This is a genomic window from Aeromicrobium sp. P5_D10, from assembly GCF_054049535.1.
In genome coordinates, this window is the sequence record NZ_JBFUME010000004.1 from 131,810 (window position 1) to 155,526 (window position 23,717).

At 65.5% G+C, this 23,717-nt stretch carries 20 protein-coding genes; all 20 read right to left on the bottom strand.

The window, feature by feature from the left end; genetic code table 11:
* Positions 1-238: 238 nt before the first annotated feature.
* Positions 239-892, bottom strand: a complete 654-nt coding sequence (locus tag ACXJKC_RS08435) for an NAD(P)H-binding protein (RefSeq protein ID WP_456696257.1) — start codon at positions 890-892, stop codon at positions 239-241.
* A gap of 425 nt (positions 893-1,317) precedes the next feature.
* On the bottom strand, positions 1,318-2,034 hold the full coding sequence (locus ACXJKC_RS08440; RefSeq protein WP_456696258.1) for an NAD(P)H-binding protein: 717 nt from the start codon (positions 2,032-2,034) through the stop codon (positions 1,318-1,320).
* Complete coding sequence (locus ACXJKC_RS08445) at positions 2,031-3,578, bottom strand: sugar ABC transporter ATP-binding protein (RefSeq protein ID WP_456696259.1); 1,548 nt, start codon at positions 3,576-3,578, stop codon at positions 2,031-2,033. The genes ACXJKC_RS08440 and ACXJKC_RS08445 overlap by 4 nt, the downstream gene beginning before the upstream one ends.
* Positions 3,575-4,627: an ABC transporter permease gene (locus tag ACXJKC_RS08450; RefSeq protein ID WP_456696260.1), complete on the bottom strand. Its 1,053-nt coding sequence runs from the start codon at positions 4,625-4,627 to the stop codon at positions 3,575-3,577. The genes ACXJKC_RS08445 and ACXJKC_RS08450 overlap by 4 nt, the downstream gene beginning before the upstream one ends.
* The gene (locus ACXJKC_RS08455; protein ID WP_456696261.1) at positions 4,624-5,769 is read right to left on the bottom strand and encodes a sugar ABC transporter substrate-binding protein; all 1,146 of its coding nucleotides are present in this window, start codon (positions 5,767-5,769) and stop codon (positions 4,624-4,626) included. Before ACXJKC_RS08455 ends, ACXJKC_RS08450 begins: the two co-directional genes overlap by 4 nt.
* 73 nt (positions 5,770-5,842) lie before the next feature.
* A complete protein-coding gene (locus ACXJKC_RS08460) occupies positions 5,843-6,082 on the bottom strand; it encodes a biotin/lipoyl-containing protein (protein WP_456696262.1) in 240 nt (79 codons plus the stop codon).
* A complete protein-coding gene (locus ACXJKC_RS08465) occupies positions 6,082-7,047 on the bottom strand; it encodes an alpha-ketoacid dehydrogenase subunit beta (protein ID WP_456696263.1) in 966 nt (321 codons plus the stop codon). The genes ACXJKC_RS08460 and ACXJKC_RS08465 overlap by 1 nt, the downstream gene beginning before the upstream one ends.
* Position 7,048: 1 nt before the next feature.
* Positions 7,049-8,011, bottom strand: a complete 963-nt coding sequence (locus ACXJKC_RS08470) for a thiamine pyrophosphate-dependent dehydrogenase E1 component subunit alpha (RefSeq protein WP_456696264.1) — start codon at positions 8,009-8,011, stop codon at positions 7,049-7,051.
* Between the two features lie 518 nt (positions 8,012-8,529).
* Complete coding sequence (gene purU, locus ACXJKC_RS08475) at positions 8,530-9,402, bottom strand: formyltetrahydrofolate deformylase (protein WP_456696265.1); 873 nt, start codon at positions 9,400-9,402, stop codon at positions 8,530-8,532.
* Between the two features lie 4 nt (positions 9,403-9,406).
* On the bottom strand, positions 9,407-10,006 hold the full coding sequence (locus tag ACXJKC_RS08480) for a sarcosine oxidase subunit gamma (RefSeq protein ID WP_456696646.1): 600 nt from the start codon (positions 10,004-10,006) through the stop codon (positions 9,407-9,409).
* Positions 9,999-12,896 (bottom strand): 2Fe-2S iron-sulfur cluster-binding protein, encoded by a 2,898-nt coding sequence (locus ACXJKC_RS08485; protein ID WP_456696266.1) that lies wholly within the window; start codon positions 12,894-12,896, stop codon positions 9,999-10,001. The genes ACXJKC_RS08480 and ACXJKC_RS08485 overlap by 8 nt, the downstream gene beginning before the upstream one ends.
* Positions 12,893-13,186, bottom strand: a complete 294-nt coding sequence (locus tag ACXJKC_RS08490) for a sarcosine oxidase subunit delta (protein ID WP_456696267.1) — start codon at positions 13,184-13,186, stop codon at positions 12,893-12,895. The genes ACXJKC_RS08485 and ACXJKC_RS08490 overlap by 4 nt, the downstream gene beginning before the upstream one ends.
* A gap of 26 nt (positions 13,187-13,212) precedes the next feature.
* Positions 13,213-14,445, bottom strand: coding sequence for a sarcosine oxidase subunit beta family protein (locus tag ACXJKC_RS08495; protein WP_456696268.1), 1,233 nt, complete (start codon positions 14,443-14,445; stop codon positions 13,213-13,215).
* Positions 14,442-15,593: a CaiB/BaiF CoA transferase family protein gene (locus ACXJKC_RS08500; protein ID WP_456696269.1), complete on the bottom strand. Its 1,152-nt coding sequence runs from the start codon at positions 15,591-15,593 to the stop codon at positions 14,442-14,444. Before ACXJKC_RS08500 ends, ACXJKC_RS08495 begins: the two co-directional genes overlap by 4 nt.
* Positions 15,594-15,696: 103 nt before the next feature.
* On the bottom strand, positions 15,697-16,845 hold the full coding sequence (locus ACXJKC_RS08505) for a thiolase family protein (RefSeq protein ID WP_456696270.1): 1,149 nt from the start codon (positions 16,843-16,845) through the stop codon (positions 15,697-15,699).
* Between the two features lie 127 nt (positions 16,846-16,972).
* Positions 16,973-17,983 carry a dipeptidase gene (locus ACXJKC_RS08510; RefSeq protein ID WP_456696271.1) on the bottom strand — a complete coding sequence of 337 codons (1,011 nt, stop codon included), beginning with the start codon at positions 17,981-17,983 and terminating at the stop codon, positions 16,973-16,975.
* 27 nt (positions 17,984-18,010) lie between these two features.
* Positions 18,011-19,588, bottom strand: a complete 1,578-nt coding sequence (locus ACXJKC_RS08515) for an ABC transporter substrate-binding protein (protein WP_456696272.1) — start codon at positions 19,586-19,588, stop codon at positions 18,011-18,013.
* Between the two features lie 132 nt (positions 19,589-19,720).
* Positions 19,721-21,649: a dipeptide ABC transporter ATP-binding protein gene (locus ACXJKC_RS08520; protein ID WP_456696273.1), complete on the bottom strand. Its 1,929-nt coding sequence runs from the start codon at positions 21,647-21,649 to the stop codon at positions 19,721-19,723.
* Complete coding sequence (locus ACXJKC_RS08525; protein WP_456696274.1) at positions 21,646-22,503, bottom strand: ABC transporter permease; 858 nt, start codon at positions 22,501-22,503, stop codon at positions 21,646-21,648. The genes ACXJKC_RS08520 and ACXJKC_RS08525 overlap by 4 nt, the downstream gene beginning before the upstream one ends.
* Positions 22,500-23,465, bottom strand: coding sequence for an ABC transporter permease (locus ACXJKC_RS08530; protein ID WP_456696275.1), 966 nt, complete (start codon positions 23,463-23,465; stop codon positions 22,500-22,502). Before ACXJKC_RS08530 ends, ACXJKC_RS08525 begins: the two co-directional genes overlap by 4 nt.
* Positions 23,466-23,717: the final 252 nt, after the last annotated feature.

Sequence of the window (23,717 nt, forward strand, 5' to 3'; positions counted from 1 at the left end):
CGGCAAGGCCAGTCGGAACGCTGAGCGCGAAGCGGCGTAGCCCGGGAACCGACACAGGTCTCGGCACGCTCGGCGGCGTCGATCTCCTCACAAGCGAGTCGTCGCGGACCACCCCACCACCTGGACGTTGATATAAGCCCGCCAGCCGCTGACGTCCGTAGCAACGAGAGCGCTTCCCAGACGTGGGCTTCCACCCGCGATCGGTCCGTAGAAGTCCGTGATGCTGCGGTTCTAGTTCTCAGTCGCGAGCGGTGCGATCCACCGCGTCAGCAATGGCCGTGTCGCCGGAACTGAGCTCGAGGATCTGACGGCTGATGCGCGACTCGTGCAGGAGCCCTACAAGCGACGCAGCGAGGTCTTCGCGGGCGACCTGGCCCTGCAGCTCGGCAGCGCCCAACGAGACAGCACCGCGCCCCGAACCATCGACGAGCAGCGTCGGACGCACGATCACCCAGTCGAGGACGCTGCGCGTCACCGAGACCTCCGCAGTCTTCTTGACCAGGTAGTAGTACTCGAACTCCTCCCCCAGATTGAGCGCACGCCCCGCCTCAGGAAAGACCGAGATCAGGATGAAGCGTTTGACGCCGGCGAGTGTGGCGCCTTCTATGGCGGTGATGACTCCATCTCCATCAACACTTTTCGTCACACGTAGCGCGCCACCATCGGACCCTGCCGCATAGACGATGGCGTCGGCTCCGCTCACAGCCTTGGCAAACTCACGAGGCTCCATCGTCTCGAGATCGCCGACGGTGGACGCGACGCCCATCGCTGCCAAGCTCTCTTGAAGCGCTGGCCGGCGAACCAGGCCTTCGACTGAGTCTCCGCGCAGTTGCAACTTCTCAACGAGTAGGCCACCTGTGGCCCCGCTGATCCCGATGATGAAGACCTTCATCAGTATTCCCCTCGTCTCGCGCGATGTATAGGACCCCGCCCCCGCCATCTGCGCTACGACGACGCATGGACGGTGTCGTAGCAACCGGCCACGCCCATGGGACAGGCATTCACAGCAGTTCTGCTCTTCGCGGCTCCACAACCACTCGGGTACTTGGAGCCCGATAGAGGGACAGGACCTCTTAACCACGACGGTCACCGTCGTGCGGCGCACATCGGGCCTGGGCTCAGAACGAATCTTCTTGATGCCCAGACCCGATATCACGATGGGTGACGTGCTGCCTCCGCTGGGCTGCACCTCCGTCGTTCGCTCAATCCATCGCCGTGCACTTCGGGAACTGGAAATCGCCCGCGCTCTCAGTCCTGGGAAACTTGCGTCCCTTCAACCGACCGACCACTGCTGCGAGCGATCTCAATGCAGCCGATTCACGCCGGGTGGTCAGACCGAACATTCGCCTGGACCGCATCGCGGATGGGTGTCTCCCCGCGATCCAGCTCAAGGATCTGTCGGCTGATACGAGGCTCGGCCAAAAGTTCGACTAGGGTCAAAGCGACGTCTTCACGGGTGATGTCGTTGTGAATCTCGGCGGGCCCCATCGAGACGGTGCCCTTGGCGGGATCATCAAGCAGCAGAGAAGGTCGCAGGATGACCCAGTCGAGCGAGCTGCGAACGACAGCCACGTCCGCCTGCTTCTTGATCATGAAGTAGTGCTCGAGCTCTTCGCCCAGATTCCGCTCTCGCCACGACTCCGGCAGGACAGACACAAGAATGAATCGACTGACACCCGCAATCGAGGCGGCCTCGATAGTTTTGACAACGCCCTCACCATCGATGGCTTCGGTAACTGACATGGGCTCGCCGTTGGAACCCGCGGTGTACACGATGGCGTCCGAGTCGGCGATCGCCTTAGCCAACTCATCGGACGTCATCGTCTCGAGCTCGCCAACGATCGCGTCCACACCGCTCTCGCTCAGACGATCACGCTGCTCGACACGCCGCACGAGCCCAGAAACCGTGGTGCCATTCGCAACCAGTCGGTCAGCAAGCATGCCGCCGATGGCTCCGCTGACTCCGAAAATAAAAACCTTCATCTTCACTCCTTGGAATTTTGTCATGTAGTTCGGCCAGGTGGCCACCGTCACGCGACGGGGTTTTCGACCTTCAGCACGCCCGAATGAGCCAGCTCGTTCAGCCGCGCCTCAGTCAGCTCGTCGCCATCGCAGCTCGCAATGATCACGCCGTCGCGAAGCACGACGACGCGGTCACAAGCAGTTACCAACTCCCCGAAATCGGAAGACACCACGACCACCGCCGTAGAATCAAGAGAATCTCGAATCAGGCTCCAAATTTCGTGTCGGGCGCCGATATCTACGCCCTGCGTGGGCTCGTCTAGGAGTAGGACGCCAGGCGCGCGGCGAAGCCATCTCGCGAGCACCACCTTCTGCTGATTTCCGCCCGAAAGCGTGCCGAAGATGGCCTTCTCGGAAGACGCCTTGACGAGGTATGACGACATGAGACCGCGAGCTGTTCGACGCTCGTCACTCGCATCGAATCTCCCGCGGCGCCAGAACCCCCTCAGGTGTCCGGCAAACAGATTCTCACTGACGCTCAAGCTGTCGAAGGCTGCTTCGGCGCGTCGATCCTCAGGAATCAGCGCGATGCCAGCCTTCACAGCATCGCTTGGGCGCCGGAGACGAAGCGGCGCCCCTCCAAGCTCGATCGACCCGGACTCGACCCGGCCGAGCCCGAAAAGTGACTTGAGCAGGGTTGAGCGCCCTGAGCCCAAGGTCCCTGCTATCCCCAGAACCTCGCCTTGGTAGGCGGTGAAGCTCACGCCCTTGATGGGCCCCACCTCAAGCTCCCGAACTTCGAGTCGGGGAACACCGCCAGCACGGATCGGTCGAGGTGCCATCGTGGATTCCATCGCGCGACCGGCGATCAGAGTTGCCAAGGCGTTCTGGTCGAACTCGTCCAGCGTCGCCGAGACGCGTCCGTCTCGCAGGATCGTGACTCGGTCCGCAACCGCCTCCACCTCGTCCAGGCGATGAGTGACCAGCAAGATCGACTGTCCCGCTGCGGCGAACCGCTCGAGCGAATTGAGCAGGAGCGTCACTTCTGTCTTGGGAAGAGCAGCCGTCGGTTCATCCAGGACGAGGATGCCCGAGTCAGCGCTGTCCTGATCTTGGAGTGCTCGTGCAATGGCAACAACCATTCGTGCAGCCGGGCTGAGTGTCGACATCGGCTGATCGGGGTCACAGTCAACACCGAAGCGTGCCAGCACATGAGAGGCTCGCGCACGGAGGGAACGATAGCTGATCGTCCCCAGTCGACTTGTATCGAAACCGCGCCCGATCGCCAAGTTCTCGGCAACTGAGAGCGTCGAGAACGTCGAGTCCTGCTGATGCACGAAGCTGATGTTCGATTCTGCGGCTTTTCGTGGTGAGAGCTCACTCACATCAAATGAAGCGCCCGACACCGACACTGAACCTGAGTCCGCCTTGACGACGCCAGCCAGAACCTTGATGAGGGTCGACTTACCGCAGCCATTGCCGCCGAGCAGGGCGTGGATTGACATGGGCTGGACATCGAATGAAACGTCATCGAGCGCCTGAGTACCACCGAAAGCCTTACTCAGGCCCGCGATACGAAGCCGGGGCTCCAGCTTCGCCAAGACCTCCGCGCTCATGAAGTCACTCGTCGACGCCCGAGGAGGACCGACAGGCCCACGCCGGCGACGAGTGCTATGCCGTTCGCGAAGTTGTAGACGTAGTTGCTGGCACCGGCAAGGTTGAGCCCACTGTTGAGGACCGCCAAGAACACGATCGCCACTACGGCACCCCAGACGTTGTAGCGGCCAGGCTTGATCGCCGCGACACTGAGGAACGCCGCTGCCAGAGCGGGCAGAGTGAAGCTCTCACCCACGCGAGGGTTGGCTGTCCCCGACACGGCGACCTGGAGAGCGCCTGCGAGTCCGCACAAGAGGCCAGACAGGACAAACGTTGACAGGACGATCCGATCGACCGACAAGCCCACGAGCTCCGCTGCCTTTCGGTTTGCCCCAATCGCGTACAAGTACCGGCCGAACGGGGTCTGTCGCAGCAGGTAGTACACCGCAGCAGCAACTCCCACTGCGAGAAGTACAGCGTTCGGCACGGACAGAGTCTTGCCTGTCCCGAGCGCAATCACACTGTCTGGGATTCCCGCGACAATGCTCGACCCGCCGGACTTCCACTGCACGACTCCGGCAAGAATCGCGGCTGTCGCAAGTGTCGTCACGAATGAGTTCACTCGCACCACAGTGATCAAGAAGCCGTTCACGAGCCCGACTAGGCCGCCAAGCAGGACGGCCAGGGCGAGCGCCGCCACCGGTGACCATCCCGCGGCCAGCGAGGATCCGAAGAATATCGACGTCATGCCGGCATTGGCCCCGACGGAGAGGTCGAATTCTTCGCACACCAACGGTATGAGCGCTGCCATGCACACCACCACGACGACAGCCTGCGCCGTGAGGGTCACCTGCACGTTTCCAGGGCTGAGGAACACATCACGGGTCTGCGGCAACAAGCCGAACAAACAGATGAAGACGACCGTGAAGGCTACTAGAGCATAGGCCTCGAACCAGTGCGAGATCTTGCGTCCGGGACGGACGCCCCCGGCGCGCTTGCCGGCGGACGTTGCTCCTGTAACATCCTCGCCCACGCCCTTGTCACCTGATAACAGCTTGGTGTCACTCACTTCACACCCCACGCCTTCTTGTAGAGGGCCCGGTAGTCGATCGGCGGCTCATACCCACCGGAACTCGGCGTGTTGTGGTCGGCGTCCCAGACCTGGATTCCGATACCACTGGACACAGGAGGCTGATCGGCAAAGATCCTGACGAGTGAGTCGATCGCGGCCCAGCCCTCCCAGGTGGTGGCCGTACCGACTCCACCGACGATCTGGGTATTGCCCTTGCGGAAGACATCCAACAGGGCTTCCTGGCCCTCGCCGGAGATGATCTTGGCGTTTGGTGCGCTGATCTTGGCCGCCGTCAAGACGCCACCCGTCAGGGTGCCGTCGGCATCGACTCGGATGAGGTTCGTTTCCGGGTGCTTCAACAACGCCTGCTGCGCCTTCTCTTGATAGCCCGCTGTTGCTTGGGCCAATGTGTAGTTGACCACTCGGTCGTCACACTTTGCGCACTTTTCTTCCAGGTACTTCTGGTAGGCATCGGAGATGACCACCGAAGCGCCCAATTCACTGATGTAGAAGCTCATCGAGTGAGTGTTGTCGCCAGACTTTGCGAGTGCGAGTTTCGCCTGCGCGGTACCGTACGCTTTGAACCAGTCGAGGAGGGAGCCCTCGACATAACTCACGACAGACGTGAACAGCTGAGGTCCACCATTGTCTTGGAATCGGATGTCCTGATTGCAGTCTCGCGCTTCTGCCGTGACCACCGGGATACCTGCGTCTTTGGCCTCCTGCAACGGCTGCTTGAAGTATTCGCAGTCCAATGCATAGACAAAGATCCCGTCGGCCTCCGCAGCGATTGCCTGGCGGATCGCTTGCCCGGCATTGTTGAAGTCGCCCTTGCTGTCGATCAGCGTTGTTTTCCACCCCAGGGACTTAGCAGCGTCCCGAGCACCGGTGATGGATGTGACACAGAAGGGGATCGACTGCCCACACGAGATGAGGTAGATCGACTTGTCGGAATCGTGTGCCGGGGCCGAGGATGGTGGACTCTCGAACGTTCCTTTGAAAAGGCTGTCGAGAGCGCCCACGTCGACAGCCTTGCCGTCGTCTGACGTGGTCGTTGCACCGTTCGCGCAGCCGCTCAAGATGAGGGCTAGCGTGGCGGCAAGGATTCCAAACTGGTGAGCGTATCGCGGGTGACTCATGATGCTTCTCCTCCTGTGAGAGCTGCTCATCGCTTTGATGCGAGGATTGACGTTGTCGGCCATGACTCAGCCGCTAGCTGGTGGTCTCCTCGATGGTCGCCACCACGGTGCCTACCGGCACTCGGTCTCCTTCGTTGACGAGGAGGGCGGTGATGACGCCGTCGACCGGCGCTTCAATCTCGGCGTTGGCCTTGTCGGTCTCCACCACGAGAATGGGATCGTCCTCGGAGACGACTGCACCCACCTCCACCAGCCACTCGGCGATCAGGCCCTCCTGCATGGAGACGCCCCACTTCGGCAGTTCGATGTCCATTACTTCCCCGCCACCTTCAGGACGGCGTCGCGAACCTTCGCTGCGGAGGTCAGGACCTCGGCCTCGAGCGGCGGGCTGTACGGGACCGGGACATCGGGCCACGTCACCCGGCTCGGAGCGGTCCGCAGGCTCGCATAGCAGTTCTCGACGACCTTTGTCACGACCTCCGCAGCAACGCCGCAGGTCTGACGACCGGGCTCCACAACTACGAGGCGTCCTGTCTTCTCGACCGACGCGTAGACCGCGTCCCAGTCGAACGGAACCAAAGTTCGAGGATCGATGACCTCGACCGACACCTGTCCGTCGAGCTCCTCCGCTGCGGCGAGCGCCTGATCTACGGCCGACGCAAACGCGACGACTGTGACGTCCTCCCCCGATCGGCGCGTCGTGGCCTTTCCGAATGGGATGGGCACCAGTGGATCAGCTACTTCACCCCTGTTTCCCATCAACGAGACGTCGATGAGGAACGCCACCGGATTGGGGTCTTGGATCGAGGTGAGAAGTAGCCCCGCAGCATCTGCGGCAGTACTCGGCATGACCACCTTGATGCCAGCTGCCTGCATCAGCATGGCGTGAGGATTCTCGGAGTGCTGGGCAGCGGCAGATCCGCCCGGGCCCGTCACCGCGATCATGACCATCGGCACCTGGACCTGCCCACCCGACATGAATCGCAACCGTGCAGCCTGATTCGCGACTTGATCGAAGGCGACGTAGAAGAAGCTGGAGAACATCAGGTCAAAGACGGGCTTGGCTCCACAGGCCGCGGCTCCGACTGACGTACCGAGAACCGTGGCTTCGGAGATAGGAGTGTTTCGGACCCTTCTCGGCCCAAACATCTCGTGCAGCCCCGTTTCGATCCCGAATGCCCCGCGCTCAACGTCTTCTCCCAAGACGATGACTGCAGGATCTTCCTTCATCGCGAGCTCGATGGCACTACGCATCGCGTCTGTGACGAACATTTCCATTTCACTTCACCTCTGCGTAGAGATTGTCGAGGGCACTGGACGGGTCAGGGAATTCGCTGTTCTCAGCGAACTTAACTGCGGCTTTCATCTCGGCGAGAGCCGTGGACTCCATTGCGGCAACCGCCTCGGCGTCGATGAGGCCCTCCTCGATCAGACGCGCCGTGTACAGAGGGATGGGATCGCGCTGCATCCAGCTCTCCATCTCCTCGACGGGTCGGTAGTCGCCGGCGAAGGCTTCTTCTCCTTGGTTGTGTCCGTGGTGCCGGTACGTCTTGGCTTGGATGAAGGACGGGCCTTTGCCAGCGCGTGCACGTTCGGCGGCCGCCGAGGCGGCTTCGCGGACGGCCATCACGTCGTTGCCATCGACGGTGACACTGGGCATGCCGAAGCTGGCGGCCCGGTCGGCGATGTCAGTGGCGCTGATCGTGTCCGTGGGCATCCACTCGGCGTAGCCGTTGTTCTCGCACATGTAGATGATGGGCAGGTTCCACAGTGCGCTCAGGTTCATCGACTCGAACAGAACCCCCTGGCCGGTGGCTCCGTCTCCGAAGAACGCCACCGTCACGTGAGGACGGTCGAAGGTCACGTCAGCGAGTGCCGCCCCTGTTGCCAGGGGGATGCCTCCGGCGACGATTCCGTTGGCGCCGAGAATGCCCAGCTCGAAATCGAAGATGTGCATCGATCCGCCGCGTCCACGGCAGTAACCGTCGACCCGGCCGAAGATCTCAGCCATCATCCGACTTGGTTCGGCACCCTTGGCCAGGATGTGGCCGTGCCCACGGTGCGTGCTCGTGATCCGATCCTCGGGGCCAAGAACCGAGCATGCGCCCACCGCTACCGCCTCCTGCCCCGAGTACAGGTGGACAAAACCAGGAAGCTTGCCGCGCTTGAAGAGCTTGGAAAGCATGTTCTCGAAGGCGCGAATGCGCACCATCGACTCCAGCAATTGAAGTCTTTCGTCCATCAGGTCAGTCCTGTCCTTGATCGTTGTAGCCCGCTTGCCGCGGGTGCTGCGCCCACCTGAGCCTCGGGCTCGAGCCTGCCTACGCCAGCTCCTCACTGAACCTTCGCTGGCTTTCAATGATCATGACCTCGTCCGCCGACAGGGTCGATTGGATGACGCGAGCAAAGCGCAGCCGGGGACTGTGGCCACGCATAGTCGCGTCCCGCTCGACCACCAAAGGACAGGGTCACCCGGACTACGGTCAGCGAGGCTGAAGGCTTCGTCACCCAGAAGACTGCCGACGGCCCGCGCTTCGACCCACCGATCGGTTCGATCGCGACGTCTTGACACGGGGCCGTTCAACTCGTCGACGAGGCTCTCACCCCCCGCGTCGGCGAGACGCGGCTTCTCGCAACCCAGCAGACGAAGACCCTGGGGACACTCCTGCAGCGATTCATCACGGCGACTGAGCCCGTCATGACGAGCGCTCTGCCGAGGCCGGCGCGGCACCTTCTCCGCGGCGGAGGTCGCCGACCTCGTCACAACAACACGACGGTTCGGTTTCCTTGCAGCAGCACGCGGCCCTCGCAGTGCCAGGTGACCGCCTTCTGTAGCGCGCTCACCTCGGCGTCGCGGCCGACGGCAACGAGATCATCTGCTCGGTGGCGGTGGTCGACAGGGATGACCTGCTGGCTGATGATCGGGCCTTCGTCCAGCTCTGCGGTCACGTAGTGCGCCGTGGCTCCTACGACCTTGACTCCGCGGGCGTGAGCCTGGTGATACGGCTTGGCGCCCTTGAAGCTCGGCAGGAACGAGTGGTGGATGTTGATGATCCGCCCCTCGAGCCGGGTGCACAGCTGGTCGGACAGGACCTGCATGTAGCGAGCCAGCACGATGAGCTCGACATCCTGTTCGGAGACCAAGCCGAGGAGGGCCTGTTCCGACCGGGCCTTCGACTCAGGGGTGATCGGCAGGTGATGGAACGGGATGCCGTGCCACTCGACCAGAGCTTGGTGGTCACGGTGGTTGGACACGACGCAGACGATCTCGTACGGGACGGCGCCCGTGCGGGCACGGTAGAGCAGGTCGGCGAGGCAGTGGTCGAACTTCGACACCATGATCATCACTCGTGTCCGGCGCTCCGCCCGCTCGAGCCGCCACGTCATGGCGAACTGGTCGGCGACGTCGGCGAAGTCCGCGCGAAGCGCCGCGGTGAGGTCGGCGCCTTGCCCTCCAGCCGCGCACACGACGCGGACCCGCATGAAGAAGTGGTTCTCGTCCCGGTCACCGAACTGGATGTTGTCGACGATGTCGCAGCCGTGCTGCAGCAGGAACCTGCTGACGGCGTGGACGATGCCTGGGGACTCAGGACAGTCCAAGGTCAGGATGTGCTCGACGGTCGGATCACTCATGGCATCAGGCTGACGTGTCAGCGGTGGTGTACTCGTCCATCGCGTCGAGCAGCCACCTCGCCACGTAGTCGGCGAAGGACGCGCGTGGAAGCAGGCGGTAGGAGTCGTCGTCGATTTGCCACAGCAGCACCGGGACACGGGCCAGGGTGGTGGTGACCGCTCGACCGGCGACGAAGGCACGCGGGTGCAGGTCGACGGGGCACCCCTTGTCGAGCACACTGCGAGCCCATGGGCCCGACAGCTCGATGACGGTCCTGCTCGCCGACAGGTCGTTCACCAGGCCCGGCTCGGAACCCAAGGCTGCCGAGAGCCTTGCGGTTAGGCCGACTGGGTCATCGGCGGTGACCACGAGCCACTCGTCGGGCCCGAGCCACAGGCAGGCGTGACCGCCGGCAGCTGTCGTCTCTCCGCTGGTCGATGGCAGACCTGTACCGAGGACGGCCTCCATGCGGTCTGCTGCCGGCGAGCCCAGCTCCACGCGAACGCCGACCATCCCGAAGAACGCTTCTTCGCGTAGTGAGACCACATTGGGATGTGAGGCTTTGCTCATGGGTTCTGCCAGGTGTGCCAGGGGGCTGCGGCGCAGCGTCTCGAGATCAGCCATCACGCTTGGTCCCTTCGGGGTCGTAGAGAACTGGTGAGGTCACTTCGACCTCCACCATCTGGTCGCCTACCGGGGCGAGGAGCGTCTCGCCGAACCGGTCGCGGCCACCAGAGATGAGGGCCAGTCCGAAGGGCCGTCCGAGCGCCTGGCTGTGGTAGCTGGACGTGACGTGTCCGAGCATCGGGACCGGCCCGTCGGCCGCCGTCGCCGGAGATCCGACCGCGACGAGCTGCGACCCCTCGGGGAGTCGGGTCACCCGGTCGACGGGCAGCACGCCGACGAGGTGCTTCCGGCCCGCTCGTGCGGTGTCCTGGCGGCTGTGGGAACGTCGGCCGACGAAGTCCTTGACCTTGGAGACGACCCATTCCATGCCGGCGTCCTGTGGCGTGACTGTCCCGTCGGTGTCCTGACCGACGATGGGGTATCCCTTCTCTGCGCGCAGCACGTGCATGGTCTCGGTGCCGTACGGCGTGATGCCCAGATCGCTACCGGCCGCGTGCAGCTCTTCCCAGACGGCACGGCCGTACCAACCTGACACGTTGACCTCGAACGCCAGCTCGCCGGAGAACGAGATCCGGCAGATGCGCGCCGAGACGCCCGAGGCCAGTGTCGTCTCGTGGAACGTCATGAACCCGAAGGCGTCGTTGGAGACGTCCAGGTCCGGCGCCACCCGCGCCAGCACCTCCCGAGAGCGGGGCCCGACGACAGCGACGGTCGTCCACTGCTCGGTAACGGACGTGCAGGTCACATCCAGGTCAGGCCACTCGGTCTGAAGCCACTCCTCGAGCCAGTCGAGGACACCGGCGGCGCCGCCGGTGGTCGTGGTCAGGAAGTAGCGGTCTTCGTCCAGGCGGAGGTTGACCCCGTCGTCGAACATCATTCCGTCCGGCGTGCACATCACGCCGTAGCGGGCTGAGCCGACAGGCAGCTTCTTGAACGCGTTGGTGTAGATCCGGTTGAGGAACTCACCCGCATCGGCACCACGGACCTCGATCTTGCCGAGCGTCGACGCATCCATCATGGCGACGCCCTCGCGCGCGGCCCGACATTCGCGGGCGACCGCAGCGTCCATGTCCTCGCCTGGTGCAGGGTAGTACCGCGGACGCAGCCACTGCCCGACGATCTCCATCTCGGCGCCCGCTTCGACGTGCCACGAGTGGACCGGTGTCGTCCGTGCGGGGTCGAACAGCTCCCCACGCTCACGGCCGGCCAGCGCCCCAAAGGGAACCGGCGTGTAGGGCGCGCGGGAGGTTGCGGTTCCGATGTCTGCGACGCCCGGTCTGCCGAGTGCGGCAGCGATGACGCCCGTGGCGACGACGGCGGACGTCTTGCCCTGGTCGGCGCCGGTGCCGATCGACGTGTAGCGCTTGACGTGCTCGACGTTGCGCATGCCCGCGCCCGTGGCACGCCACACGTCCGCGACGGTCTGGTCGCGGTGCAGGTCGACGAAGTGCCCGGTCCAGTCCCCCGGCTCGCCGGTGACGCCCGGCACGAGCCAGACAGGCCGTACCGGGCCTCTCCAGCCTCCGTCACCTCGCACATGCGCCTCTGGAGCGGCGTAGCCCTGTCGATTCGCGGCCTCTGCTCCCGCACGCGTGCCCGCCGACAGGCAGTCGTCCAGGTCGAACTGCGCGGCCGCCGATCCCACGACGTACTGGTGGGGAACCGTCCCTGAAGGGACGAACGCGGCGATCGCATCGTCCCAGCCGAACTGGCCTTGGCGCTGGCTGTGCAGGTGAGCGACGGGGCTCCAACCGCCGGAGACCGCGACGACGTCGCACTCGTACGTGGTTCGGTCCCCCACGAGCCGAGCGTCGGAGCCGAGCCTGCTGATCTCGACCGAGGACACCCGGTGATCACCATGCGCGGCGACGACGACGGTTCCCGGCTCGACGCGCACCCCGCTTCGGGCGGACCAGGCCGCGGCGCGATCGGACACCGTGGCGCGGGCATCCACCACGACGGGGACGTCGATGCCTGCGTCGACGAGGTCGGCCGCCAGGTCGTAGGCGCTGTCGTTGGTGGTCGCGACCACGACGCGCTGCCCTGCCGCGACGGCATACCGATTCAGGTAGGTGCGAACTGCTCCGGCGAGCATCACCCCGGGGAGGTCATTGCCGCCGAACACCATGGGACGTTCGTGCGCTCCCGTGGCGATGACGACCTGGCCCGCGCGGACGTGCCAGATGCGCTGCCTGGACAGGTGCCCGGGAGCGTCGTCGAGGTGATCGGTGCGGTGCTCGAGGGCCAGGACGTAGTTGTCGTCGTAGGACCCGAAGGCTGCCGTGCGCGGCAGCAACGTGACGTCGCGCATCGCCTCGAGTTCGCCGATGACTTCGGCAGCCCAGTCGACGGCTGCCCCGTCGCCGATGCGCTCGTGGCTTCCTGACAGGAGGGAGCCACCGAGCTCGCACTGCTCGTCCAGGACCATGACGCGGGCGCCGCTGCGGCCCGCCGCCAGAGCGGCGGCCAAGCCTGCCGGGCCGGATCCGAGGACCAGCACGTCGGTGTGGACGAACATCTTGTCGTAGACGGCCAGGTCGGCCGTAGGGTCGAGGCGCCCGTGGCCGGACAGGGTGCTCGCCGAGAGGCCTTCGACCACTGGGCGCGTCGTCGCCGCCACCATGGGCTCGGACAGGTGACCTCCGATCTGGAGCAGCGCGTTCGGCTCCTCGACGCCGGCAGAGACGATCCCGCGGGGGCGGCCGCGGTAGATCGACAAACCTACGTCGATGCGTCCGTTCGCCAAGAGAGCCGACGCGATGGTGTCACCCGGGTGCCCGACGTAGTCGGTGCCGTCGACGGTGAAGCCGACGGTGCGGCTGCGGTCGATGCGGCCTCCTTCGGGCAGTCTCCAGTCCTGTCCCGTCGGGGCGTTGGAGGTGCTCATCGGGCGCTGTCCTCTCTGGTCGGCGCAGGAGGCATGGAGCCGGTATAGACGCTCAGCACCTCGTAGGTTGCGGTGTCTCGCACGACGTTGAACCAACGCCGGCAACCACCGCTGTGTGACCAGCGTTCGGCGAAAGGCCCCTGAGGGTTGTCGCGGAAGAACAGGTACTGCGACCACTCGGCGTCGGTCAGTTCGTCCGGGTCCTTGGGGTAGTCGACGTGGGCCTGCCCGCCGTAGTGGTACTCGGTCTCGTCTCGTGGTCCGCACCAGGGACAGCTCAACAGCAGCATGGGGATCTTCCTTCGAGGGCGCGACGTCAGTGAGCCACGGCTGCGGCGCCGTGCTCGTCGATGAGGGCGCCCGAGGTGAAGCGGTCGAGCGCGAACGGGCGGTTCAACTCGTGCGCCTGCCCGGTGGCCATGGTGTGTGCCATCGTCCAGCCGGCAGCAGGGGTGGCCTTGAACCCTCCCGTGCCCCAGCCCGCCGTAACGAACAGGTTCTCGACCGGGGTAGGGCCGACGATCGGAGAGGCGTCGGGCGATACGTCGACGATACCGCCCCACGTGCGCAGCAGGCGGGCGCGCGCGAAGATCGGGAAGAGCTCGACCGCTGCCGCCATCTGGTGCTCGATGACGTGGAAGGAGCCGCGCTGCCCGTATCCGTTGTAGGCGTCGACTCCGGCGCCCATGACCAGCTCGCCCTTGTGGGCCTGCGAGACGTAGACGTGCACGTGGTTGGACATCACGACGGTCGGGTGCACCGGCTCGTAGAGCTCGGAGACGAGCGCCTGCAGGGGGTGGGACTGGACGGGAAGACGGAAGCCTGCCTTCTCGGCCATCACGCTGCTGTGCCCGGATGTGGCCAGACCGACCATGCCGGTGGTGATCCGCCCGCGGGTCGTCTCCACCCCCACGACGCGCTCACCGTCCTTGACGAACCCGGTGACCTCGCAGTTCTGGATGAGGTCGACGCCGAGCTGATCGCACGCTCGGGCGAACGCCCACGCGACGTGATCGTGCTTGGCGATACCGCCGCGCGGTTGAAAGGTGCCGCCCAGCACGGGGTAACGGACGTCTTGCGAGACGTTCACGATGGGACAGACCTCAGCGACCTCGTCGGTGGTCAGCCACTCCGCGTCCACGCCGTTGAGCTTGTTGGCCTCCACCCGACGGGTACTCTCGCGGACGTCCTGCAGCGTGTGCGCGAGGTTCAGAACGCCGCGCTGGCTGAACAGGAAGTCGTAGTCCAGCTCTTCGGGGAGCTGCTCCCACAGAGTGAGGGCGAACTCGTACATCGCAGCGCTCTCGTCCCACAAGTAGTTCGAACGGATGATCGTCGTGTTGCGGCCCATGTTGCCGCCGGCCAGCCATCCCTTCTCCACGATGGCGACGTTGGTGATGCCGTGGTTCTTGGCCAGGTAGTAGGCCGTCGCGAGACCGTGACCGCCGCCTCCGACGATGACGGCGTCGTACGACGTCTTCGGCTCGGGGTCGCGCCACAGCCAGTCGGGATGTTCAGGCAGGGGCCTCATCGTCGACGCGCGCGTCATGACTCGACCGCTGCGCCGGACTCGAGGAGCGCGTCGACGTCCGAGATCCCCCAGGCGGTCAGCGCTTCGCGGGTGTGTGCGCCGGGGAGAGCCGGTGGCCGCCCCACGCTCGCCTGGGTCCGGGAGAAACGCGGTGCGGGCGCGGGCTGGGTGAGGCCGTCACGGGACACATAGGTGCCGCGCGCAGCGAGATGCGGGTGCTGGGGGGCCTCCGCGAGCGGCACGACGGGCGCGACGCAGGCATCGGTGCCTGCGAACACGTCAGCCCACTCGGCCTGTGTCCTCGACATGAACCTGCGAGTCAGTGCTTCGCGGATCGCGGCGTGGTTGGCGGGGTCGTCCCGGTCCGGCAGCTCGACGCCGATGCGGTCGACCAGAGCGCGCCAGAACTGGGGCTCGAGCGCTCCGACGCTCATGTGCTGCCCGTCGGACGTCTCGTAGACGTCGTACCAGGGCACGCCGCCGTCGAGCTGCCCGGTTCCGCGCGAGCCATCGTCGAGCCCGAGGGCGAGGAAGGTCGACCGCATCGCGCTGAGGTGTGCCGTGCCGTCGACGATCGCTGCGTCGACGACCTGTCCCTGCCCGCTGACGCGTGCCTCGAGAAGCGCGGCGAGGATGCCGATCACCAGGTAGGTCGATCCGCCCCCGAAATCGCCGAGGAGGTTGCCCGGGAAGTGCGGACGACTGGGGTCCTGTCCGAGGCCGTGGAGGGCCCCGGTGATGGCGATGTAGTTCATGTCGTGGCCGGCAGCCTGGCTCCACGGCCCGTCCTGGCCCCATCCGGTCATGCGTCCGAACACGAGCTGCCGGTTGCGCGCAAGGCACGCGTCCGGGCCGAGCCCGAGCCGTTCGATCGCCCCAGGACGCATCCCCTCGACCAGGACGTCGGCCTGCTCGACGAGGTCGAGCACCGTGGCGACGGCCGCCGGCTGCTTCAGATCGAGCGCAACGTTCGACCGACCGCGGTTGAGCACGTCCTTGCTGCCGAACGAGAACATACCTCCGGCTCCTGGGCGTTCGATCCGAATGACGTCGGCACCCAGGTCGGCCAGGATCATGCAGGCGTGCGGGCCGGGCCCGATGCCGGCGATCTCAACGACCTTCACACCGCGCAACGGCCCGGCACCCTGCCCTAGCTCGTGACCCATCTGCCTGCCCTTCTCAGTTGTCGGCTGCCGGCGGGCTCATCGGTGAACCCACCGGCGGGGATACTTCCCGTGCCTGTGGCGCGGGGCTCGTGACCTGCCTTTGTCAGTCGGCCGACTCGATGATGGTGGCCGTCGCGATACCGCCACCACCGCACATCGTCGAGAGGCCCATCCCGCCTCCGGCAGCACGGAGCGCGTGGGCGAGGTGCAGCAGCTGCCGACCTCCGGTCGCGCCGAACGGGTGGCCGATGCTGATGGCACCGCCGTCGAGATTGATGCGGTCCCGGCCCACGCCGAAGTACTGCTCGAAGATCAAGACCGGGATCGCGTAGGCCTCGTGGACATCGATGAGCTTCATCTGGTCCAGGGTGAGCCCGGTCTTCGCGAGGATCTTGGCGGTCGCGTCGTTCGGTCCGTCGAAGATGATGTCGGGGTCGTTGCCCGTCCAGGTCGTCGAGCGGATCCAGGCGAGCGGGCTGAGCCCGTAGCGGTTGACTGCCTCCTCGGAGGCCAAGATCATCGCCGAGCTGCCATCGGACAGCTGGCTGGAGTTGGCTGCATTGTTCACGCCGTCCGGCCGATACACGCCCGGCAACTTCCCGGCCTTCTCGAAGCTCGAGTCCGGCCTGATGCCCTCGTCGCGCCTCAGCAGGACGTTGCCGTCGACCGTGACGTGCACGGCCTCGTCGTCGAACGCACCGCGGTCCCACGCAGCGTCAGCGGCGAGGTGCGATCGGACGCCGTACTCGTCACACGCGCCACGGGTAATGCCGTACTTGTCGGCAGCACGCTCGGCGGCTTCGCCTTGGTGCGGCATGTCCCAGTGCTCGCGCAGGCTCTGCGAGATCGGGCCGTCTTCGCCGACCGTGCCGGCGATGCCGGTCGGCACTCGGGTCAGCGACTCCACGCCGCCGGTGATGACGACCGATGCGTCCCCGGCCACGATCGACGCGGCGCCGAGGTGCGCGGCCAGCTGGCTCGAAGGGCACTGCGCGTCGAGCGTCGAGATAGGAACGTTGATCGGCAGGCCCAAGGACAGCCAGGCGTTGCGGCCGACGTTCTGCGCCTGTCCACCGACCTGGCCGGTGGCACCGGCCAGGCCCATGTCGACGTGTGCAGGATCGAGTCCGGCGGCCGCGAGGGCACCGTTGAAGGACGTGGCGAGCAGATCGACGGGGTGGACGTCGCGGTAGGCCTTGCCCTTTTTCGCGATGGGGGTGCGGACACCGGAGACGATGGCGACACGGGTCATGAAGGTTCCAATCTGTTGATGTGGCTGCCCGGAGGCAGCGGTTGTCCGGGCGCTCACCCGTCGGGGGCGTCGCCGTTGCTGGAGGGGTGCCGTGCGCACCGGGTGCTGCCCGGTGCGCACGGTCAGCTCACGACCAGACCTGGCCGTAGACCCGAAGCCAGTTCTCGCCGAGGACGCCGCGGACCTCCTCGCCGGTGTAGCCGCGCTCAAGCATCCGCTCGGCGAGCCTCGGGAAGCCGCTCGGCCCTCCTTGACCGAGGCCCTCGGGGAAGTAGAACGGCGGCGGCGCGTAGGTCTCCCGGCGCCAGATCTGGGCCTTGATGAGGCCCTCGTACTGCTCCATCGACAGCATCGCGTCGTCGTCGACCTGGCTGCCGCGGCAGTAGTCGATGCCGAGGCCCACGTGACCGGGGCCGACCAGGCTGTCCACATGGACCATGTGGTCGATGAACTGGTCGAGGGTGGGAGCGGTGTCGGCTGCCACGAAGAACGGCAGGCCGTTCATGCCGATGACTCCCCCGCTCCCAGCGATGGCCTTGATGACCTCGTCCGGGATGTTGCGGGTACTGGGGTGCACGGCGTACGCGTTCGAGTGCGAAGCGATGACTGGTGCGGTCGACGCCTCGATGACCTCCAACGCAGAGCGCCAACCGGTGTGGCTGACGTCGACCAGGATGCCGAGCCGGTTCAGCTCGGCGAGCATCTGCTCGCCCAGCTTGCTCAGCCCGGCATCGTTCGGCTCCTCGCACCCGTCGCACATGATGCCGCGACGGTTGTAGGAGACCTGCACGATCCGCAGACCCATCCGGTAGTAGGCCTCGATGAGCGAGGGCTCGTACTCGAAGGGCCGCGTGCCCTGGAAGTGGAACACCACGGCCATCTCGCCGGCAGCCTTGGCCGCACGGATCTCGTCGACTGTTGTCGCCAGTCGCATTCCAGGGGTGTTGCGGATGAACTCGAAACACCTGCCGAAGGCGAACAGCGCCTCCCGGGCAGCGCCGAGCGCCGAGACCGTGAGCACGCACACCGTCGTGCCGCCCTTGAGCCACTCGTCCAGGTGGGTGCGCCAGTAGTCGAACTCGCAGGCCGAGTCGATGACGACTGCGTCCTCGAAGACGAACGGTGTGGTTTCAGTCATTTTTGCGCCTTTCTGGTCGTGCGATTGTCAGCTCGTGCGGGAGATGTCGAGCGGCCACGGTCCGTTCCACCACGGGGAGGAGTAACCCGACCACTCGAAGCCTGGTGCGATGCCGAGGCTGGCCTTGAGCGCCATGATCGGAAGGTACGGGACGTCCGCGCCCAGCTGGGTCAGGAGATCGGTGTAGGCGGCGAACTGCGCCTCCGGGGTGTTTGCTTCCGACGCCTGCTTGATGATGCTGTCGACCTTCTCGGGTGCGTAGGCGGCGAGGTTGCTGCCTCCGTCGGCCAGGCCCTCAGAACCGAGCCAGTACGACGGCATGTAGCCCGGGGTCGGCGTGCAACCCTGACCCGCCGTATACACCGTCGGTCGGGTCTTGGCCGCTGCGCTGACGCCGGAGACCCACTTCGCGATCGTCTGGCTCTTGACGGTCAGCTTGATGCCGATCTTGGACATCTGGTCGGCGAAGATCTGCGAACCGGTCACGTTGTTCGAGAAGTCGGTGGTCGGCAGCTCGGCCGAGAAGCCGTCGGGGTAACCCGACTTGGCGAGCTCGGCCTTCGCCTTGTCGAGGTCGTAGGGATACTGTGGCAGCGCCTTCACCATCGAGTCGACCTCGTCCTTCGACGCAATCGTCTCCAGCGAGGCCGGCGGGATGAACGTCGTGATGGCCTCAGCGCGACCGTCGACATCGTCCACGAACGCTGAACGGTCCAGCGCGTAGGCGACGGCACGACGTACGTTCAGGTCCGCCCATGGCCCCGACTGGGTGTTCATCCCGATGAAGCCCATCGAGCAGCTGGAACCGCTGACGATCTTGGCCTTCGACGTCGACTTGAACGACGCGGCGTTGGCGAGGTTGGGGACCATGTCGACCGACTTGCCGCGCAGCGCGATCGCTGCGTTGGTCTCGTTGTCGAAGAACCTGACGTCCATCGTCTTGAACTTGACCTTGCCGTCCCAGTAGTTGGGGTTGGCCTTGAACTGTGCGCCGGTGGTCGGGTCGAGCTTGACGGTCTCGTAGGGGCCGGTGCCCATCAACAGGGTGCCGGGGTTGCCGAAGTTCTTCTCGTTGGCCTCGTAGAACTTCTTCTGGAAGATCTGCGAGGAGAACATCGATGCCTGGGTCGGCCAGTTGGAGTCCGGCGACTTCAGGGTCACGGTGACGGTGTATTTGTCGGTGGCCTTGATCGTGTCGACCGTGCGGTACTTGGCGGCCGTGTAGGACGCAGGGTCGCGGTAGCGCTCCAGCGAGAAGGCCACGTCGTCGGCCGTCAGCTCCTGGCCGTCCCAGAACTTCACGCCCTTGCGGATCTTGTACACATACTCGGTCGGACTGGGGTTCTCGACGCTCTCGGCCAGGCGGGGCTCGAGGCTTCCGTCCGGCTTGAGCCGCACGAGGCTTTCCAGGCTGGCGCCCGTCAGGAGCGGCGCGATCTGGGAGTCGACGATGTCGAGCGTGCTGGTGCTGCCCACCAGACCGACGCGAAGGGCACCGCCCTTGCCGCCTGCGGACGTGGAAGAACCCGAACCTGAGCTACAGGCGCTCAGCCCCGTCATCGCCATGATCACTGCGACCGCGATCGCACCGTGTTGTCTACGCATGAGCATCCTCACCTAGTGTGTCGATTGTCTGCTGGGTGGAACCGCGTCGATGTCGCGGGCCACTTCGTGCCGTCCCCGAGTTCTTGGGTGTTTCTGGTCGTGCGCCGTGGGCGCCGTCGTCCCGCGGCGGCCTCACGAGGCCCAGCCGTCGGATCGAGGCACGGAGTCGATGAGCTTGCGGGTGTACGGCGCGGTCGGCCGGTCCAGCACGTCGCTGGTGAGCCCATGCTCGACGACGCGACCGCGGTGCATCACGTAGATGTAGTCGGCGACCTGGCGGACGATGGCGAGATCGTGCGTGATGAAGAGGTAGCCGATCCCTCGTTCCTCGCGCAACTTCCCGAAGAGGTTGAGGATCTGAGCCTGCACCGACATGTCCAGTGCCGACACTGATTCGTCGCAGATCAGGAGCTGTGGTCGGGCTGCGAGCGCTCGTCCGATGGCGACGCGCTGCCGCTCGCCTCCCGACAAGGCCACGGGCTTGCGCTGGGCATAGCTTGCGGGCAGACCGACCGTCTCGAGCAGGTCGCCGACCCGTGCCGAGATGTCGGCCGCCTTCGGGTCGTGGGTCCGGATCGCCTCCTGCAAGGTCCACCCGATGGTGCGCATCGGGTTCAGGCTCGAGTAGGGATCCTGGAAGACCATCTGCACGGTGCCGCGCAGCCGACGCGCGTCGCGCCGGTTCAGCGCCGACCAGTCTGAGGCGTCGACGCCGTCGATCTCGATCAGGCCGCCCGTCGGTGTCTCCAACCCGATCAGCATCCGTGCCAGTGTGGTCTTGCCGCTGCCGGACTCCCCCACGATGCCGACGCTCTGCCCTGCGGCGAGGTCGATCGACACGCCGTCGACAGCGCGGACGCCTCCCTTGCCATTGCCGAACTGCTTGACGACGTCGCGAACCTGCACCAACTGGTCGCGGGTTCCGTGCGGTGGGGCAACCTCGTCGACACCGGCCTCGACACGCGAACGGATCTCGGCCATCTCGTCCCGGATGTCGTCGATACGCACGCACCGCGACCAACGATCGCCACCCACGTTCACGATCTCCGGCGCCGACTCCTTGCAGACGTCAGTTGCCCAGCGGCAGCGAGGCGCGAAGGCGCACCCGCCAGCCACGTCGTCGGGCGACGGCACCGATCCGGGGATCGAGAGCATCTCGCGGAGCTTGCGATCGGCCGGAGGCTCGGATAGAAGCAGCCCATGGCTGTAGGGGTGAAGCGGTTCGAGCTCGAGGTCAGCCGAGGGAGCGACCTCGAGCAGCGATCCCGCGTAGAACACGTGGACCCGATCGCAGGTTCCAAAGGCCAACCTGAGGTCGTGCGTGATCAGCAGTACGCCCATTCCGCGGGAGCGTTGGAGGTCCTTGATCAGCGACAGGATCTCGTGCTGTGTGGTGACGTCGAGCGCGGTGGACGGCTCGTCAGCGATCAGCATGTCAGGGTCACACGCAAGCGCGGCGGCGATGGCCACCCGCTGACGCATTCCGCCCGAGAGCTGGAAGGGGTACCGGTCGACCACCGATGGGTCGTCGATGCCGACCTCGGCCAGTCGCCGGACGGCTTCTTGCCGCTTCTCCGTGCGGGGACGTCTCGCGAGCTCCGGCGGGAGCGACTCGACCAGGATGCGCCCGACCCGCATCACCGGGTTCAGCATCGTGAAGGGGTCCTGCAGGATCATCCCGATGGCGTTGCCGCGCATGGCCCGACGCTGGCGGGGCCCCAGGGTCATGAGATCCTTGCCCTCGAACGCGATCGTGCCAGCGGCGTGGAGTCCTTGCGGCAGCAGCCCCATGATCGCCTTCGCCGTCACAGACTTGCCGCTGCCGCTCTCACCGACCACCGCGATCATCTCGCCGTGCCCGACCGTGAAGTCGACTTCCGACACCACGGTGGAGGTGTCATCGGGCGTCTTGTGCACGACCGTCAAGCCAGCCACGTCCAGGAGCGGAAAGGGGGCAGCCCCTGCTGACAGGTCGGTTCCCATGGCAGTCTCCGCGATCTGTGGGTCTGGTGTCGTCGTCGTGGCTTCGGCCGTGGCGCTGGCGCCGTCTGTCCGCGTCATCGCGCAGCTCCTCGCTCGGAGAGGCGCTCGTAGATCCAGTCGCCGAAGACGTTCATCGACGCTGCGGTGAGGACGATCATCACCCCGGGTGCCAGGGCCGCGACGGGGCTGACGAACAGCAAACTGAGGTTCTCGGCGAGCATCAGCCCCCAGTCGGGTGTTCCGGGGTTCACGCCGAGGCCGAGGAACGAGAGCCCTGACAGCGACACCAGCGCGGTCGCGAAGATGAGGAACGCATTGGCGACTGCCACCGGGGCGACGTTGGGCCAGATGTGCGACACGAGGATCCGGAGGTTCGACACACCGAGGGTCTTGGCGGACTCGACGTACGGGCGAGGTGCCTGCTCCAGCGCAGCGCCCCTCACGACGCGGACGTCCATCGGGATGACCAGGACGACCAGCAGGCCGATAGCGAGCCAGTAGCCTCCGCCGAAGGCACCGGCCACCACGATGATGACCAGCAGGGACGGGATGGACCACATCAGGTCGACCCAGCGCATGATGAGCGAGTCAACCCATACTCCGTAGTAGCCGGCGACGAGTCCCAGCAGGTCTCCGATGACCAATGAGCACGCGGCGATGATCAAGGGGCCGATGAAGGCCGTCCGGGCGCCGACGATGAGCCTGGAGAAAATGTCGCGACCGAGCTGGTCAGTACCCAGCCAGTGGTCAGCGCTCGGGCCCGACATGCCCAACGACGTCATCTGCGCCTGGGGGTCTTGCGGCGCGATGAGGTGGCCCAGCAGCGCCAACAGCGCGACGACGAGGATGACGGTTACGCACAGAATGACGGACAACGAGACGTGCGGGCGGCGGCGCAGGCGGCTCTTGCCGGTGTCCAGGGGGAGGCTCATGCCGCGTTCCTTCCGAGTCGGATGCGGGGGTCGACTGCCATGTAGAGCAGGTCCGCGAGCAGGTTGGCGAGCATGATGACCACGGCGATGACGATGGCGACGCCTTGGATCATGGGTAGGTCCTTGTTGATGGCGGCATCGACGAGCAGGGTCCCGATGCCTGGCAGCGAGAACGTCACCTCGACGAGGAACGCGCTGGTGATGAGGGCCCCGAGCACCAGCCCACTGATGGTGACAATGGGGATGAGGGCATTGCGCAGGACGTAGGTGAGCATGATCCGCGTCGAGCTCAGCCCCCGAGCGCGGGCGAAGGTCACGTAGTCCTGGTCGATGACGCTGATCAGAGCCGCCCGCGTGTGCTTGAGCACGAACGCCGACACCGTCAGCGCGAGTGCTACCGCAGGCAGGGTCAAGTGCCAGACCTGGTCGGTGAACCCCGCACCAGCGCCGGTGGTGGGGAAGATCGGGATCAAGATGGCGAACAGGAACAGCAGCAACACCCCGCTGACGAAGGCTGGCGTGCTCAGCGCGACGACGGTGGCGCCGACGATCCCGCGGTCGACCGCGGTCTTGCGCCGCAGCGCCGCGACCATCCCGAGCCCGACACCGATGATCATCGTGAGTGCGAAGGCGAAGACGCCGAGGAAGAGCGAGACAGAAAGCCGTGAGCTGATCTCGTCCTTGACCGGAAGCGTCGTCTGGATCGAGGTGCCGAAGTCGAAGTGCAGAGCCCCCTTCGCCCAGATCCAGTACTGCGTCAGGAACGGCTCGTCGAGGTGGTAGCGCTCGTTGAGTAGCTGCACGGTCTCGGGCGTGCGCGGCTGGGAACCCAGGAGGATGTCGACCGGGCTGCCGGGCGCGATGTAGAGCAGAGAGTAGATGACGAAAGACAGGATCGTCACCATCACGAGCAACGCACCGAGGCGTCGCGCGAGGAACAGCGTCAGGCGCTGAGCAGTCATGTGCGCTCCCTGTGAGGGCGGAAAGAGCTGTGCTGGATGCCATGAGCTCATCGCTCTGGCGTGTGCCTAAAATTACATGCACTACCAATTATCCGCAAGCCATTTGTTGGTAGAGCATTGTTTTTTACACAGCGGCAACATGGCGCGCACGTCGAAGCGTGGCGTTGCCCGGGCATGCCGGGCCCACCGGGGCACGCTTACGCAACCACGGAATCAGGGCCGTGATCGGCGCGCCTTCCGACCCCACGGGTC

What these genes read in the sequence shown, in the direction of transcription:
- ACXJKC_RS08435 (WP_456696257.1), bottom strand. Translation starts at nt 892, where the DNA reads ATGAAGGTCTTCATCATCGGGATCAGCGGGGCCACAGGTGGCCTACTC.
- ACXJKC_RS08445 (WP_456696259.1), bottom strand. Translation starts at nt 3,578, where the DNA reads ATGAGCGCGGAGGTCTTGGCGAAGCTGGAGCCCCGGCTTCGTATCGCG.
- ACXJKC_RS08455 (WP_456696261.1), bottom strand. Translation starts at nt 5,769, where the DNA reads ATGAGTCACCCGCGATACGCTCACCAGTTTGGAATCCTTGCCGCCACG.
- ACXJKC_RS08460 (WP_456696262.1), bottom strand. Translation starts at nt 6,082, where the DNA reads ATGGACATCGAACTGCCGAAGTGGGGCGTCTCCATGCAGGAGGGCCTG.
- ACXJKC_RS08465 (WP_456696263.1), bottom strand. Translation starts at nt 7,047, where the DNA reads ATGGAAATGTTCGTCACAGACGCGATGCGTAGTGCCATCGAGCTCGCG.
- ACXJKC_RS08470 (WP_456696264.1), bottom strand. Translation starts at nt 8,011, where the DNA reads ATGGACGAAAGACTTCAATTGCTGGAGTCGATGGTGCGCATTCGCGCC.
- purU (WP_456696265.1), bottom strand. Translation starts at nt 9,402, where the DNA reads ATGAGTGATCCGACCGTCGAGCACATCCTGACCTTGGACTGTCCTGAG.
- ACXJKC_RS08480 (WP_456696646.1), bottom strand. Translation starts at nt 10,006, where the DNA reads ATGGCTGATCTCGAGACGCTGCGCCGCAGCCCCCTGGCACACCTGGCA.
- ACXJKC_RS08485 (WP_456696266.1), bottom strand. Translation starts at nt 12,896, where the DNA reads ATGAGCACCTCCAACGCCCCGACGGGACAGGACTGGAGACTGCCCGAA.
- ACXJKC_RS08490 (WP_456696267.1), bottom strand. Translation starts at nt 13,186, where the DNA reads ATGCTGCTGTTGAGCTGTCCCTGGTGCGGACCACGAGACGAGACCGAG.
- ACXJKC_RS08495 (WP_456696268.1), bottom strand. Translation starts at nt 14,445, where the DNA reads ATGACGCGCGCGTCGACGATGAGGCCCCTGCCTGAACATCCCGACTGG.
- ACXJKC_RS08500 (WP_456696269.1), bottom strand. Translation starts at nt 15,593, where the DNA reads ATGGGTCACGAGCTAGGGCAGGGTGCCGGGCCGTTGCGCGGTGTGAAG.
- ACXJKC_RS08505 (WP_456696270.1), bottom strand. Translation starts at nt 16,845, where the DNA reads ATGACCCGTGTCGCCATCGTCTCCGGTGTCCGCACCCCCATCGCGAAA.
- ACXJKC_RS08510 (WP_456696271.1), bottom strand. Translation starts at nt 17,983, where the DNA reads ATGACTGAAACCACACCGTTCGTCTTCGAGGACGCAGTCGTCATCGAC.
- ACXJKC_RS08515 (WP_456696272.1), bottom strand. Translation starts at nt 19,588, where the DNA reads ATGCGTAGACAACACGGTGCGATCGCGGTCGCAGTGATCATGGCGATG.
- ACXJKC_RS08520 (WP_456696273.1), bottom strand. Translation starts at nt 21,649, where the DNA reads ATGACGCGGACAGACGGCGCCAGCGCCACGGCCGAAGCCACGACGACG.
- ACXJKC_RS08525 (WP_456696274.1), bottom strand. Translation starts at nt 22,503, where the DNA reads ATGAGCCTCCCCCTGGACACCGGCAAGAGCCGCCTGCGCCGCCGCCCG.
- ACXJKC_RS08530 (WP_456696275.1), bottom strand. Translation starts at nt 23,465, where the DNA reads ATGACTGCTCAGCGCCTGACGCTGTTCCTCGCGCGACGCCTCGGTGCG.